This is a genomic window from Leisingera sp. G5_S3_59_S7 (genome assembly GCF_054968485.1).
Map to the genome: position 1 here is coordinate 19,656 of NZ_JBQKUH010000005.1, position 13,075 is coordinate 32,730.

Annotated in this window: 14 protein-coding genes; 8 read left to right on the top strand and 6 right to left on the bottom strand. The window is 63.0% G+C overall.

Annotation, left to right across the window (positions count from 1 at the left end; translation table 11 throughout):
* Nucleotides 1-28: 28 nt before the first annotated feature.
* Together soxC and ACTRWG_RS04325 are read left to right on the top strand one after the other, a co-directional pair.
* Nucleotides 29-1,300 carry a sulfite dehydrogenase gene (gene soxC, locus ACTRWG_RS04320; RefSeq protein WP_027237972.1) on the top strand — a complete coding sequence of 424 codons (1,272 nt, stop codon included), beginning with the start codon at nucleotides 29-31 and terminating at the stop codon, nucleotides 1,298-1,300.
* Between the two features lie 130 nt (nucleotides 1,301-1,430).
* Complete coding sequence (locus tag ACTRWG_RS04325; RefSeq protein ID WP_051357888.1) at nucleotides 1,431-2,435, top strand: c-type cytochrome; 1,005 nt, start codon at nucleotides 1,431-1,433, stop codon at nucleotides 2,433-2,435.
* Nucleotides 2,436-2,510: 75 nt separating this feature from the next.
* Here ACTRWG_RS04325 and ACTRWG_RS04330 read toward each other — a convergent pair whose 3' ends face one another.
* Together ACTRWG_RS04330 and ACTRWG_RS04335 are read right to left on the bottom strand one after the other, a co-directional pair.
* Nucleotides 2,511-3,953, bottom strand: coding sequence for a hypothetical protein (locus ACTRWG_RS04330; protein WP_051357887.1), 1,443 nt, complete (start codon nucleotides 3,951-3,953; stop codon nucleotides 2,511-2,513).
* Between the two features lie 239 nt (nucleotides 3,954-4,192).
* Complete coding sequence (locus tag ACTRWG_RS04335; protein ID WP_027237970.1) at nucleotides 4,193-5,200, bottom strand: GlxA family transcriptional regulator; 1,008 nt, start codon at nucleotides 5,198-5,200, stop codon at nucleotides 4,193-4,195.
* Nucleotides 5,201-5,454: 254 nt separating this feature from the next.
* Here ACTRWG_RS04335 and ACTRWG_RS04340 point away from each other — a divergent pair, with 254 nt between their 5' ends.
* The 6 genes from ACTRWG_RS04340 (at nucleotide 5,455) to ACTRWG_RS04365 (ending at nucleotide 9,794) form a co-directional block, all read left to right on the top strand.
* Nucleotides 5,455-6,087: an ATP-dependent Clp protease proteolytic subunit gene (locus ACTRWG_RS04340; protein ID WP_027237969.1), complete on the top strand. Its 633-nt coding sequence runs from the start codon at nucleotides 5,455-5,457 to the stop codon at nucleotides 6,085-6,087.
* Nucleotides 6,088-6,236: 149 nt separating this feature from the next.
* Nucleotides 6,237-7,505: an ATP-dependent Clp protease ATP-binding subunit ClpX gene (gene clpX / locus ACTRWG_RS04345; RefSeq protein ID WP_027237968.1), complete on the top strand. Its 1,269-nt coding sequence runs from the start codon at nucleotides 6,237-6,239 to the stop codon at nucleotides 7,503-7,505.
* Between the two features lie 563 nt (nucleotides 7,506-8,068).
* Nucleotides 8,069-8,437, top strand: a complete 369-nt coding sequence (locus ACTRWG_RS04350; RefSeq protein WP_027237967.1) for a RidA family protein — start codon at nucleotides 8,069-8,071, stop codon at nucleotides 8,435-8,437.
* A gap of 135 nt (nucleotides 8,438-8,572) precedes the next feature.
* Nucleotides 8,573-8,959 carry an NADH:ubiquinone oxidoreductase subunit NDUFA12 gene (locus ACTRWG_RS04355; RefSeq protein ID WP_027237966.1) on the top strand — a complete coding sequence of 129 codons (387 nt, stop codon included), beginning with the start codon at nucleotides 8,573-8,575 and terminating at the stop codon, nucleotides 8,957-8,959.
* A gap of 23 nt (nucleotides 8,960-8,982) precedes the next feature.
* The gene (gene mlaD / locus ACTRWG_RS04360; protein ID WP_027237965.1) at nucleotides 8,983-9,435 is read left to right on the top strand and encodes an outer membrane lipid asymmetry maintenance protein MlaD; all 453 of its coding nucleotides are present in this window, start codon (nucleotides 8,983-8,985) and stop codon (nucleotides 9,433-9,435) included.
* Nucleotides 9,432-9,794, top strand: coding sequence for a DUF2155 domain-containing protein (locus ACTRWG_RS04365; protein WP_027237964.1), 363 nt, complete (start codon nucleotides 9,432-9,434; stop codon nucleotides 9,792-9,794). The genes mlaD and ACTRWG_RS04365 overlap by 4 nt, the downstream gene beginning before the upstream one ends.
* Here the strand turns inward: ACTRWG_RS04365 and aat are convergent.
* From aat to ACTRWG_RS04385, 4 genes are all read right to left on the bottom strand, one after another.
* A complete protein-coding gene (aat, locus tag ACTRWG_RS04370; protein WP_027237963.1) occupies nucleotides 9,758-10,390 on the bottom strand; it encodes a leucyl/phenylalanyl-tRNA--protein transferase in 633 nt (210 codons plus the stop codon). The genes ACTRWG_RS04365 and aat overlap by 37 nt on opposite strands.
* A 73-nt stretch (nucleotides 10,391-10,463) precedes the next feature.
* A complete protein-coding gene (gene accC, locus ACTRWG_RS04375) occupies nucleotides 10,464-11,813 on the bottom strand; it encodes an acetyl-CoA carboxylase biotin carboxylase subunit (RefSeq protein WP_027237962.1) in 1,350 nt (449 codons plus the stop codon).
* 9 nt (nucleotides 11,814-11,822) lie between these two features.
* Nucleotides 11,823-12,320 (bottom strand): acetyl-CoA carboxylase biotin carboxyl carrier protein, encoded by a 498-nt coding sequence (gene accB, locus ACTRWG_RS04380; RefSeq protein ID WP_027237961.1) that lies wholly within the window; start codon nucleotides 12,318-12,320, stop codon nucleotides 11,823-11,825.
* A gap of 178 nt (nucleotides 12,321-12,498) precedes the next feature.
* Nucleotides 12,499-13,035 carry a LuxR C-terminal-related transcriptional regulator gene (locus tag ACTRWG_RS04385; protein ID WP_027237960.1) on the bottom strand — a complete coding sequence of 179 codons (537 nt, stop codon included), beginning with the start codon at nucleotides 13,033-13,035 and terminating at the stop codon, nucleotides 12,499-12,501.
* Nucleotides 13,036-13,075: the final 40 nt, after the last annotated feature.

A 13,075-nucleotide genomic window follows, 5' to 3' on the forward strand; every position in this document is an offset into this window, starting at 1 on the left:
ATTTATCTATGTAAGGAGGCAAAGAGATATGAGTGACGACGCCAAGAGTCTGGCGCCCTCGCGCCGCCAGTTCCTGACCGGGGCGGCGGCGGCCGGAGCAGGGGCGGTGGCGGCCGGGGCGGCCAAGGCGGCCGCACCCGATCCGCTGATTACCGAAGTGCAGGACTGGGCCAGCGGTCTGGGCGAGGGGGTGGATGCCACGCCCTACGGCTTGCCGATCAAATACGAAAGCGACGTGGTGCGCCGCAACGTGGAGTGGCTGACGGCGGACACCATCAGCTCAATCAACTTCACGCCGATCCACGCCCTGGACGGCACGATCACGCCGCAGGGCTGCGCGTTTGAGCGGCATCATTCCGGCGCGATTGAGCTGCGCAAGGAAGATTACCGGCTGATGATCAACGGTCTGGTCGATACGCCGCTGGTCTTCACTTACGAGGATCTGGAGCGCTTCCCGCGCGAGAACCGGGTCTATTTCTGCGAATGCGCGGCAAACTCCGGCATGGAGTGGGCCGGCGCGCAGCTGAACGGCGCGCAGTTCACCCACGGCATGATCCACAACATGGAATATTCCGGCGTGTCCCTGCGGACGCTGCTTGAGGAAGCCGGCGTGAGCCCCGAGGGCAAATGGGTCTATGTGGAAGGCGCGGATGCGTCCTCCAACGGGCGCTCGATCCCGCTGGAGAAGGCGATGGACGATGTGCTGGTCGCCTTCAAGGCCAATGGCGAGGCGCTGCGCAAGGAGCATGGTTACCCGGTCCGGCTGGTGGTGCCGGGCTGGGAAGGAAACATGTGGATCAAATGGCTGCGCCGGGTCGAGGTGATGGACCAGCCGGTCGAAAGCCGCGAGGAGACCTCGAAATACACCGACACGCTGGCCAACGGCATCAGCCGCAAGTGGACCTGGGAGATGGATGCCAAGTCCGTTGTCACCAGCCCCAGCCCGCAGGCGCCCATCACTCATGGTGCAGGGCCGCTGGTGATCACCGGTCTGGCCTGGTCGGGCCGCGGCGCGATTACCGGGGTGGATGTGACGCTGGATGGCGGCAAGACCTGGACCGAGGCGCGGCTGGCGGCGCCGGGCACGGACAAGGCGCTGACCCGGTTCTACCTGGATATCAACTGGGACGGCTCCGAAATGCTGCTGCAAAGCCGGGCCAAGGACTCCACCGGTTACGTCCAGCCCACCAAGGCGCAGCTGCGCGAGGTCCGGGGGCTGAATTCGATCTATCACAACAACGCCATCCAGACCTGGTGGGTCAAGGCAAACGGGGAGGCGGAAAATGTCGAGGTTTCTTGAAGTGTTGACGATACCCACTGAGGGCATCGCCCGAGCCTGGGTGGGTGCGAAAGCGCCCTCCCGTGGGGAGGGTCGGGCGCTGCCCGGCCTATCGGCTAGGCGGAACATTGTTGCAGCGGCTATTTTATCTATGGCGGTTGTCTCGCCCGTTGCCGCGGAAAAATTCGGCCTCGGCCGCCCGGCCTTGCCGGAGGAAATCGCGGCCTGGGACCTGGACGTGGCACCCGACGGCACCGGTCTGCCGACGGGCTCGGGCGATGTGTTCACCGGCGAGGAAGTCTTTGCCGAGAAATGCGCGGTCTGCCATGGCGACTTTGCCGAGGGCGTAGGCAATTGGCCCAAGCTGGCAGGCGGGCAGGGCACGCTGGACCATGAGGACCCGCTGAAGACAGTGGGCAGCTACTGGCCGTATCTGTCGACCACCTGGGATTACGTGAACCGGTCAATGCCTTTCGGCGATGCGCAGTCGCTGACGCCGGATGAGGTCTATGCCATCGTGGCTTATATCCTCTATTCCAACGATCTGGTGGATGATGAATTCGTTCTATCGGATGAGACCTTCAAACAGGTCGAGCTTCCGAATGCGGATGGTTTCATCCTGGATGACCGGCTAGACGCGGAGAAGCATTTCTGGAACCCGGAACCTTGCATGGAGAACTGCAAGGACAGCGTCGAGATCACCATGCGCGCCCTTGTGCTGGACGTGACGCCGGAAGAGGAGGGGGCCGAGGCTGCTGCCGAAGCTGCGCCAGTACAGGAGGCGGTGGCGGAAGAGGCGGTTGAAGAGCCCGTCGAAACTGCTGCGGTTCTGGATCCGGAGCTGGTGGCCAAGGGCGAGAAGACCTTCAAGAAGTGCAAGGCCTGCCACCAGGTGGGCGAGAACGCCAAGTCCAAGACCGGGCCGATCCTGAACGGCATCGTCGGCGCGCCTGCGGGCCATGCCGAAGGGTTCCGTTATTCCAAGGCGATGAAGGCCGCGGCGGAAGACGGGCTGGTCTGGGATGAAGCCGAGCTGGCGGCCTTTCTGGCCAAGCCCAAGAAGTACATGAAGGGCACCAAAATGTCCTTTGCCGGGCTGAAGAAGGACAGCGATATCGAGGCGGTGATTGCCTATCTGCAGTCCTATTCCCGGTAAGCAGCAGCTGGCAGAACCTTTTAAAGGGGCGCTGACGGCGCCCCTTTTTTGCTGGGCCGCCTGTGCGCAGTGGCATTACTGCTGCGGCGGAAACACCAGGACGCTGCTGTTCTGAAACCCTTCCAGCCGCGCTTGCGGTTGCGGCTCTGCTGCGGGGCTGCGCAGCTCTGGCGGCAGATGCGCGCAGGCTTCAGCAGCCGTTTCGCACAGGATAACCCGGCGCCCGGTCAACAGCTTCAGGCGGCTGGCCAGGCTGCTGGCGCGGTGGAGGCCTGCCTTGCGCGCGGACGGGTGATCCAGAATGCTGCCGGTGGCATAGACCGGCCCCGGCCCGGGCTGCGCCGCGATGGCGCTGGCCATCTGCCGGGTGTCGTGCTGCCAGTCGCGGAAGCGGGTGAACTGCACCGCGGTCTGCACCAGGTAGCTGAGTGCAACCAGCAGCACCGCATTGCGCGCCAGCCGCCCGGGCAGGCCGGGGTTGCGGCTAAGCTCCTGCGCGGCCCGCACGATCAGCACCGCATAGATAATCCAGGTGAAATGAAAGGCCCGCACAGGGATCGTCACGCCCAGTTTGAGCACCTGCAGCGTCATCAGCGCCATCCCGGCCCAAAGCGCGGTCCAGAGGTAGAGCGCCTCCAGCGGCTGGCGGCGCAGCAGCACGGCTGTGGCGGCAATCAGCAGGCACAAGTGAAACAGCAGAACCGGCGTCGACTGGAAGCTCAGCTTGCCGAGCAGGACCGAAAGCGTCTCCTGCAGCAGCGGCAGGTGCGACCACATCTCCGCAAGATCCTGCGCCGGGTCCGGGCTGCGGGCCGGATCCAATGGGATGCCAAAGACGCCATGCACCTGCCAGTTCAACGCATAGACGGCCAGAACCGCGCCAGCGAAACTCGCCCCGAACAGAGTTAGGAGCTTGGCCAGGTCCGGCAGCGAGCGTTTCTGCGTGCTGATCAGGCAGACCGCAAGCAGGATCAGCGGGAAGGTGGTATAGGCCGTGAAGGCGAGCAGCGTGAAAACCGGCAGCAGCAGGCGCAGGGCGCGCTGAGACAGCACCAGCGCCAGGCCGGCAAACAGTGCCAGCACCGCTAACCCCGGGATGAGGGTGCTGGACCAGGGCGCCATCAGAAACACCGGCGGCGCGGGCAGCAGGGTGAGAGCCAGAACCGCAGCGAACCACTTGCGGTTGCCGGGCGGGGTTGCTGCAGTTGCGATGGCGGCAGCGGTCAAGCCCCAAAGAACCTGGAACAGAATGAAGTTCAGCCAGGCCGGCGTAACCAGGCCGCGCAGGTGCCACAGGTAGTTGAGCCAGCGGCCTTCGGTCAGGGTTTTCTGCCAGAACCCTTCGGGTTGGGCCAGAAGGGCGGGGTAATCGTCGTAGCGGACAATCGGGTCCGCAATATTGCCGGCCGAAACGGCGAGCAGGACCGGGATTGCCACGGCGCTGGCCGCGAGGAAGGCAGGCAGGTTGCCGGCCGCGCGGGTGGCCTGCGGCAGATGGAGGTCCGGGGAAGGGCGCATGGAGTAAACCCGTTTGGTTATTAAATGCTTCCCTGGCCGCCAGCCGCAATGCAATTCAGCGCTGCAGACGTGCAGGGGGTTGAAAAATGATTGTCCAAATCAGCCCGTCACCGGTGCGGCCCGGGCGCGGGCGCAGTGAAACAGCTGCGCGGGCAATTTTCAAGGTCCGGGGCTGAACACCTGACGGCCGGACCCAAGCGCCCGGCCGGCGCGGCGGCCTGTGCGGGGCGTGCCGGGTGTCAGCTCCAGCCTTTGCGGAAGAAATGCGGGGAGGCGCCGAACTTGCGCTTGAACTGGCGCGAGAAATGGGTGGCGGAGTTGAAGCCGGAGGCGAGCGCGATTTCGGTGACGCTCATCGAGGTTTCGTTCATCAGCGCGAATGCATGGCTCAGGCGCATGTCGAAATAAACATGCATCGGGCTTTGGTTCAGATAGCGCGAGAACAGCCGCTCCAGCTGGCGGCGGGAGATGTCGAGCCGGTCGCACAGCTCGCCGATCGAGAGCGGCTCCTCGATCGATTCCTGCATCAGCTGCAGCGCGTTCAGCAGGCGCTGGTTGCGGCTGCCGATGGCCACCGCATAGTTCGACTTCTGCGGTGCCGCCTGGCCGCCGGAGCGCACGTGCAGGCACATGTCGGCGACGATGATCGCCAGCTGCTTGCCGTGGCGCTCCTCGATCAGGTGCAGCATCATGTCGGTTGCGGCATTACCGCCGCCGCAGGTCATCAGAGATCCGGAGATCTCAAAAATATTGGGGGAGGGCTCCAGGTTCGGGTAGCTCTCCAGAAAGCCCGGCTGGTTTTCCCAGTGCAGGGTGAACTTGTGATTCTTGATCAGCCCGGCTTGGGCCAGCGCAAAGGCACCGGTGCAGATGCCGCCGATGGAGCGGCCAAAGCGGCTTTCGCGGCGCAGCCAGTTCAGGGTGGCTTCGCTGGCGGTGCTGTGAGGCTCGACGCCCGCGCATACAAAGCCCAGCGAATCCGAGGGCAGCGGCTGCAGCGGGATATCCGGCGTCACCACCATGCCGTTGGAACAGCGCACCGGTTGGCCGTCCTCTGTCATGATGTACCAGCGGTAAAGCCGCGTGCCGGTCACCTGATTGGCAATGCGCAGGGGTTCGATGGCCGCGGCCACCGGCAGCATCGTCGCCTTGGGCAGCAGCAGGAAATAGAAATCCTGCGGCTCGCCCTCGAACGGGATGGCGAGATTGGCGGCGGCGCCTTTCTGAACGAAACTGTCATCGGCCATGGCGGGACCCCAGCGCGGCACCCGGTCAGCATGGCGGCCGGGCGGAATTCGGACTTGATTTTGCTACCTAAGGCGCTGCCGCAGGCCGCAGCCCGAGAATAGCGACAGCGTTCCTGCGGATTGCGACACCACAAGCAGGTTTGCGGCAGCGTAAAATGCCCGCCGCCCCTTGCAGGTCAAATGGGGCGATACTAAGACTCGGGTAACACACTGTCGGGTATGGTGCCGGACATAAACAACGCAGGCAGGTCGAAATGATTGATCCCAGAGAAACATACATGAACACCCTGGTCCCGATGGTGGTTGAGCAGACCAGCCGGGGCGAGCGGGCCTACGACATTTTTTCCCGCCTGCTGAAGGAACGGATCATTTTTGTGAACGGTCCGGTGCACGACGGCATGAGCTCGCTGATCGTGGCGCAGCTGCTGCACCTTGAGGCGGAAAACCCGTCCAAGGAAATCTCGATGTACATCAACTCGCCGGGCGGCGTTGTGACTTCCGGCCTGTCGATCTATGACACCATGCAGTACATCAAGCCCAAGGTTTCCACCCTGGTGATCGGCCAGGCGGCCTCGATGGGGTCGCTGCTGCTGACTGCTGGCGAAAAGGGTATGCGCTTCTCGCTGCCGAACAGCCGCGTGATGGTGCACCAGCCCTCCGGCGGCTTCCAGGGCCAGGCTACCGACATCATGATCCACGCCGAGGAAACCCTGAAGCTGAAGAAGCGCCTGAACGAGATCTACGTCAGGCACACCGGCCAGGATTACGACACGGTCGTCAACGCGCTGGAGCGCGACAACTTCATGTCGCCGGAAGAGGCCAAGGAGTTCGGCCTGATCGACGAGATCGTTGAAAACAGAGCCAAAGGCGATGACGAGCAGGCCTGACGCCTGCGCTTGTGATCAGCGGTGCGCCCCGCGAATGACTTGGGGCGCACTTTCACATTGTGGCGGCCTAAGCAGTGGCTTAAGCTGGCAGAAAGTTGAATTGCCCCGCAGCGCGGGCGCAGCGGACCGGGCGGACTGAAAGGTAGACCATGGCAACGAATTCAGGCGGCGACAGCAAAAACACCCTCTACTGCAGCTTCTGCGGCAAGAGCCAGCATGAAGTGCGCAAGCTGATCGCAGGCCCCACCGTATTCATTTGCGATGAATGCGTTGAACTGTGCATGGATATCATCCGTGAAGAGACCAAGGCATCCGGGCTGAAGGCCACCGACGGCGTGCCGTCGCCCAAGGACATCTGCCAGGTTCTGGATGATTACGTGATCGGCCAGGCCACCGCCAAGCGGGTGCTGTCGGTTGCGGTGCACAACCATTACAAGCGTCTGAACCACGCCCAGAAGGCGGGGTCGGACATCGAACTGGCGAAGTCGAACATCCTGCTGATCGGCCCCACCGGCTGCGGCAAAACCCTGCTGGCGCAGACGCTGGCGCGGATCCTGGATGTGCCCTTTACCATGGCAGATGCCACCACGCTGACCGAGGCAGGTTATGTGGGCGAGGATGTCGAAAACATCATCCTCAAGCTTTTGCAGGCGTCGGAGTACAACGTCGAGCGCGCACAGCGCGGCATCGTCTATATTGACGAGGTCGACAAGATCACCCGTAAGTCTGAGAACCCCTCGATCACCCGCGACGTGTCGGGCGAGGGCGTGCAGCAGGCGCTTTTGAAGCTGATGGAAGGCACTGTTGCTTCTGTTCCGCCGCAGGGCGGGCGCAAGCACCCGCAGCAGGAATTCCTGCAGGTGGACACCACCAACATCCTGTTCATCTGCGGCGGCGCCTTTGCCGGCCTCGACAGGATCATCGCGCAGCGCGGCAAGGGCTCGGCGATGGGTTTCGGCGCCGATGTGCGTGACAATGATGAGCGCGGCGTGGGCGAAATCTTCCAGGACCTGGAGCCGGAAGACCTGCTGAAATTCGGTCTGATCCCGGAATTTGTCGGCCGCCTGCCGGTTCTGGCGACGCTGGAGGACCTGGACGAGGACGCGCTGGTCACCATCCTGACGCAGCCGAAGAACGCCCTGGTCAAGCAGTACCAGCGCCTGTTCGAACTGGAAGACACTGAGCTGGACTTTACTGACGAGGCGCTGAAGGCGATCGCCCGCAAGGCAATCGAACGCAAGACCGGCGCCCGCGGCCTGCGCTCGATCATGGAGGACATCCTGCTGGATACCATGTTCGACCTGCCCGGCATGGAGAGCGTGACCAAGGTTGTTGTGAACGAGGAGGCGGTCACCTCGGACGCGCAGCCGCTGATGATCCATGCAGATGCCGAGAAAGAGCCAGCTTCGGCGGGCTGAGCTTGAACTATGTGGGCTGTGTTTGCAGTCTTGAAAGGATTGGCCAATGTCGGATTGACATTGGCCTTCCTCGTTTTTGTCGGGTGGTGGGTTTTCGTTGGGTATATGGACAAGCTCAGGCGAGAAGAAGACCCCGTTTATGCAACTGAACTGTTTGAAGACCTTTTGCCTGTGGAGCAGGTTCTTGAAACCCGGAAATGGCATGCTAAGGGAGCTGCGCCATGGGACTGCACGTACGCAATTGCACGTCTCAAAACTAAGCTACCGACTGAACCTCCAACGCGACCTTGGCGGAATGACCTTGGCTGGCAGTACGAGTTTGGCGGTAGCTGGCAAAAGACACCTGCACCGCCATTGGGCGAGAACACTCGTGATTCAGTGCAGTTCTGCTCCAAATATTGGCCTGCAGAGCTAACGAGAGAGCTGCAGGCTGCGCTTTATACTCACGGTGCCTGGTACTCGCGTGACAGGGTCGGAGAAACTCTGTTTATCTTCGCGCCGCATAGAAGGCTTGCTGCCCGAATACGTTTTGGAGATTAAAACGCGATGCGAAAGGAAATTAGATGACAATCAAGCGGATTTCCTCCGGCGGTGAGTTCGAGGCCAAAGTCGGCTATTGCCGCGCCGTCGTGGCGGGCGGTTTTGTGCATGTGGCCGGAACGGTCGGGCAGGGCGAGGATGTGGTGGCACAGTGCCGGTCGGCGCTGGACACCATCGGTTCGGCGCTGGAGAAGGCAGGCGCCAGTTTCGCCGACGCGGTGCGGGTGACCTACTACCTGCCGGATGCCGCCGAGTTTGAGCCTTGCTGGCCGGTTCTGGCCGAAACCTTTGGCGCTAACCCGCCGGCGGCGACCATGATCGAGTGCAATCTGATTGACCCGAAGTTCCGCATCGAGATCGAGGTGACGGCGCTGGCCCCGGCGGAAAGCTGAGCCGGTTAACGGTCCTGAAACGGGGCTGAGGCAAAACTGCCGCTTCCCGCCGGGAGGCCGCCAGCGTGGGCGCAAGCCACTGGACCTTGGCGGGAAATTGGGCCATATCAAGGTCGGAAAACTCCGGAGGCACCCATGGGAATCCTGAACACTCTTCTGCGCGCTGTGACTTGGTGGAACGGCTCCACCCTGAACACCCGGATCTTCACCGCCCGCAAGGGCATCAAGGTGGGTGAGGATGACCAGGGCAATGTATTCTACCGCAATGCCGATGACAGCAAGCGTTGGGTGATGTTCAACGGCGAAGTGGAAGCGTCCCGCGTCAGCCCGGACTGGCACGGCTGGCTGCACCGCACCTTTGACGAAGTGCCGAGCGAGAAGCCGCTGAAGCACAAAGCCTGGGAAAAGCCGCACCAGGAAAACCTGACCGGCACCATGATGGCCTACGCGCCTGCGGGCTCTATCCGCGCCGGCGGCGAGCCCAAGGAGCGCCGCGATTATGAGGCCTGGGTGCCCGAATAAACATCTGCCAGAAGGCTGGTTTCATGTCTCACAATCCTACTGAAGTATTTGCCGGCGGTGTTGTGCTGGCCGCCGCGGTTGCGTTTGCCGTCTATGCCGGGCAGGCGGCGGGTCTGTCGCGGGCTGGCGCAAGCTATGGCCTGAGCGCGTCTTTCCGGTCGCTGGAAGGGGTCAGCGTCGGCACTGATGTGCGGCTGGCGGGCGTTAAGATCGGCACTGTGACCGGCGTTGACCTGAATCCCGAAACCTTCCGAGCCGACACCCGGTTTTCCGTGAAGGAAGGGATCGAAATTCCCGACGACAGCGCCGTCATCATCTCCTCCGAAGGGCTGCTGGGCGGCAATTTTGTTGAGATCATGCCCGGCGGCTCCCCATTTGCCTTTGAGCCGGGGGATGAGATCGAAGACACGCAGGGCGCGGTCAGCCTGATTTCGCTGCTGGTCAAATTCGTGGCAGGCGGCGGGGAAGAATCGTGAAGCGCCTGGCCGCTGCCCTGGCCGCTGCCCTGCTGGCCGTGCCCGCCTGGGGGCAGGAGCAGGCGGCGCAGGGGAGTGCCGCTGTTTTGCGGGCGCTGGACAAGGTCAACGGCCACAGCATGGATGCCGAGGTCGCCGTTGGCACCAGTGCGGAGATGTTCGGGCTGATGGTTTCCGTGTCGGAGTGCCGCTATCCGGCGGAGAACCCGACGGGGGATGCCTTTGCCTATCTCACCGTCCGCAATTCCAGCGACGGCGCGGTGCAGTTCGAAGGCTGGATGATCGCCTCCAGCCCGGCGCTGAGCGCGCTGGATCACAGCCGTTACGACGTTTGGGTCATCCGCTGCAGCAGCAACTGAGGCCCCGGCACGGCGGGTCGCGTGAAATCGGCATTCTTTGACAGGGCGTCGCGCAGCAGTGCCCGGTAGCGGGCGCGGCTGACCTCGATGCCGCCGAGCGACGCTAGATGCGGAGTCAGGAACTGGGTATCGCACAGGCTGTAGCCCGCCTGCACCAGGCGGTCGGTCAGATAAGCCAGCGCCACCTTGGAGGCGTCGCGGCGGCGTGAAAACATGCTCTCGCCGAAGAACGCGCCGCCCAGAGACACGCCATAGGTGCCGCCAGCCAGCTCTCCCTGATGCCAGACCTCCAGCGAATGGGCGTTGCCCATCGTGTGCAGTTCAAGGTAGCGGTCGCGGATTTCGGCGCTGATCCAGGTTTCTGCCCGGTCGGCACAGCCATCCACCACACCGGCAAAGTCGCGGTTCACGGTGATCTCAAAGCCGCCGTTGCGGATGCGCTTGGCCAGTGAGCGGGAGATGCGGAAGCCGTCCAGCGGCAGGATCCCGCGCCGTTTGGGGTCGACCCAGAACACGTCGGGATCATCGCGGTGTTCGGCCATCGGGAAAACACCGGCGGAATAGGCGTGCAGCAGGAGGTCCGCAGTCAAGCTCATGGTGCTGGCAGTATAACGGGAAAATGCAGGTAAAAGTAAAACGGGGCGCAGCCAGTGGCGCGCCCCGCTGAGATTATCCGGGCTGGTTTTCTTCCAGCCAGCGTTCCAGCCAGTGAATGCCGTAATCGCCGGTGTGGATGTCCTGTTCCTGCAGCAGCGCGTGGAACAGCGGCACGGTGGTGTCGATGCCGTCGATGATCAGCTCGCCCAGGGCGCGGTGCAGCCGCGCCAGAGCTTCGGTCCGGTCGCGGCCGTGCACGATCAGCTTGCCGATCAGCGAGTCATAATAGGGCGGAATCGAATAGCCGTCATAAAGCGCCGAATCCATCCGCACACCCAGCCCGCCGGGAGCGTGGAATGCGGTGATCTTGCCCGGGCAGGGCGCAAAGTTCGGCAGCTTTTCGGCGTTGATACGCACCTCAATGGCGTGGCCGTTGATCTCCAGATCGTCCTGGGTAAAGGACATCGGCAGGCCTTCGGCCACCCGGATCTGCTCGCGCACCAGGTCGACGCCGAAAATGGCCTCGGTCACCGGATGCTCCACCTGCAGGCGGGTGTTCATCTCGATGAAGTAGAACTCGCCGTCCTCATACAGGAATTCGACGGTGCCGGCGCCGGAGTAGCCCATCTTGCCGATCGCGTCGGCGCAGATCTTGCCGATGCGGGCGCGCTCTTCCGGGGTGATGCAGGGGCCGGGGGCCTCCTCGAACACCTTCTGGTGACGGCGCTGCAGCGAGCAGTCGCGTTCCGCCAGGTGAATGCCGGTGCCCTTGCCGTCGCCGAAGACCTGCACTTCGATATGACGCGGCTTCTGGAGATATTTCTCCATGTAAACTTCGTCATTGCCGAAGGCTGCCTTGGCTTCAGACCGGGCGGTGGAGAAGGCTGAAACCAGCTCTTTCTCGTCCTTGGCCACCTTCATGCCGCGGCCGCCGCCGCCGGCGGTGGCCTTGATGATGACCGGATAGCCCATGTCCTTGGCCGCCTTTTTGGCAGCCGCAATGTCGGGCACGCCGCCTTCGGAGCCGGGCACCACCGGGATGCCGAGGCTCTTGGCGGTTTCCTTGGCGGTGATCTTGTCACCCATGATGCGGATGTGTTCGGCCGAGGGGCCGATGAACGTCAGCCCGTGGTCCTCAATGATCTGCACAAAGTTGGCGTTCTCGGACAGAAAGCCGTAGCCCGGGTGGATCGCCTGGGCGCCGGTGATTTCGCAGGCGGAGATGATGGCCGGAATCGACAGGTAGCTTTGGGTTCCGGACGGCGGGCCGATGCAGACCGATTCATCGGCCATGCGCACGTGCATCGCATCGGCATCCGCGGTGGAATGCACCGCAACCGATTTGATGCCCATTTCGCGGCAGGCGCGGATTACGCGCAGGGCGATTTCGCCGCGGTTGGCAATCAGGATTTTATCAAACATGGCCCGCCCTTACTCGACGATGACCAGGGGCGACCCGAATTCCACGGCGGCGCCGTCTTCGACCAGGATGCGCTTCACGGTGCCGGACTTCGGCGCCGGAATGTGGTTCATGGTCTTCATCGCTTCGACGATCAGCAGGGTGTCGCCTTCGCTGACCTGCTTGCCCACCGAGATGAAGGAGGGCGCGCCCGGCTCGGGCTGCAGGTATACGGTGCCGACCATCGGCGAGGTCACGGCGCCAGGGTGGCTGGCGGGATCGTCGTTGGCGGCGGCAGGCGCGGCAGCGGCGGCCGGGGCAGCGGCGGCAGCAACCGGGGCGGGGTTGGCTGCGGGCGGCACCGCAACCTGCACCGGTGCAGCGGCCATCTGGCGTGACACGCGGACATTCAGGCTGTCCTCATCGCCGTAGTCCCGCTTGACCTGCAGTTCGGTCAGATCGTTTTCGCGCAGCAGTTCCGCCAGCGCCTTGATGAATGCCACATCCGCTTCGTGAGATTTGTTCGTCATTTTGTCCTCAAGCCGGTTCCGACATGCCCGCCCAAGCCTGAAGGCCCGGCAGGCAGGAAATTAGCGCGCTTATAGGGCAAGGATTACCGCAAGGAAAGCGCTGTCGATGCTTGCCGTAACATGGAGATGGATTGACGGATTTGCAATTGCTTGCCGCATTCAAACTCAGGTTGCCGGATCACAGCGGCATTCCCGTCAGCTTGGCCACCAGTTCCGGCAGTTTGCGGGCGCCGAACTTTTGCAGCAAGTGCGCGCGGTGGCTTTCGACCGTGCGGTAGGAGAGATCCAGTTGTTTGCCGATCTCCTTGGCTGACAGCCCCTTGCAGGTGAGGATCGCGACTTCGCGCTCACGCGGGGTGAGGGAGACCACCGGGCGGTCGTCGGAAATGTCGGCAAATGACCAAATGCCGGTCTGGAAGGGGGCCTCGGGCGTGACAGAGCGGCCCCGCACCCGGCACCAGAACAATTCCCCCGCGCGGCGGCGCATGATGCGCTCGTCGCTGTAGCTGCCGCTTTGCGCCTCAGGCTGCTGCAGCAGCGCGCCGATGCGGTGGAAATCCTCCTGGCTGGGATAAAGTTCGGCTACCAGCATGCCGGAGTAGTCCCCTGGCGCGCCGCCGAAGGTGGCAGCGAACTGCAGATTGCACCGCGTGATGACGCGGCGTTCAAGCACGGCAAGGCCAACGGGGGCATGGTCAAAGGCAAGATCGCTCATATGGTATTCTTACCCCGGTATTTTTGCGGAATTGAAGGGG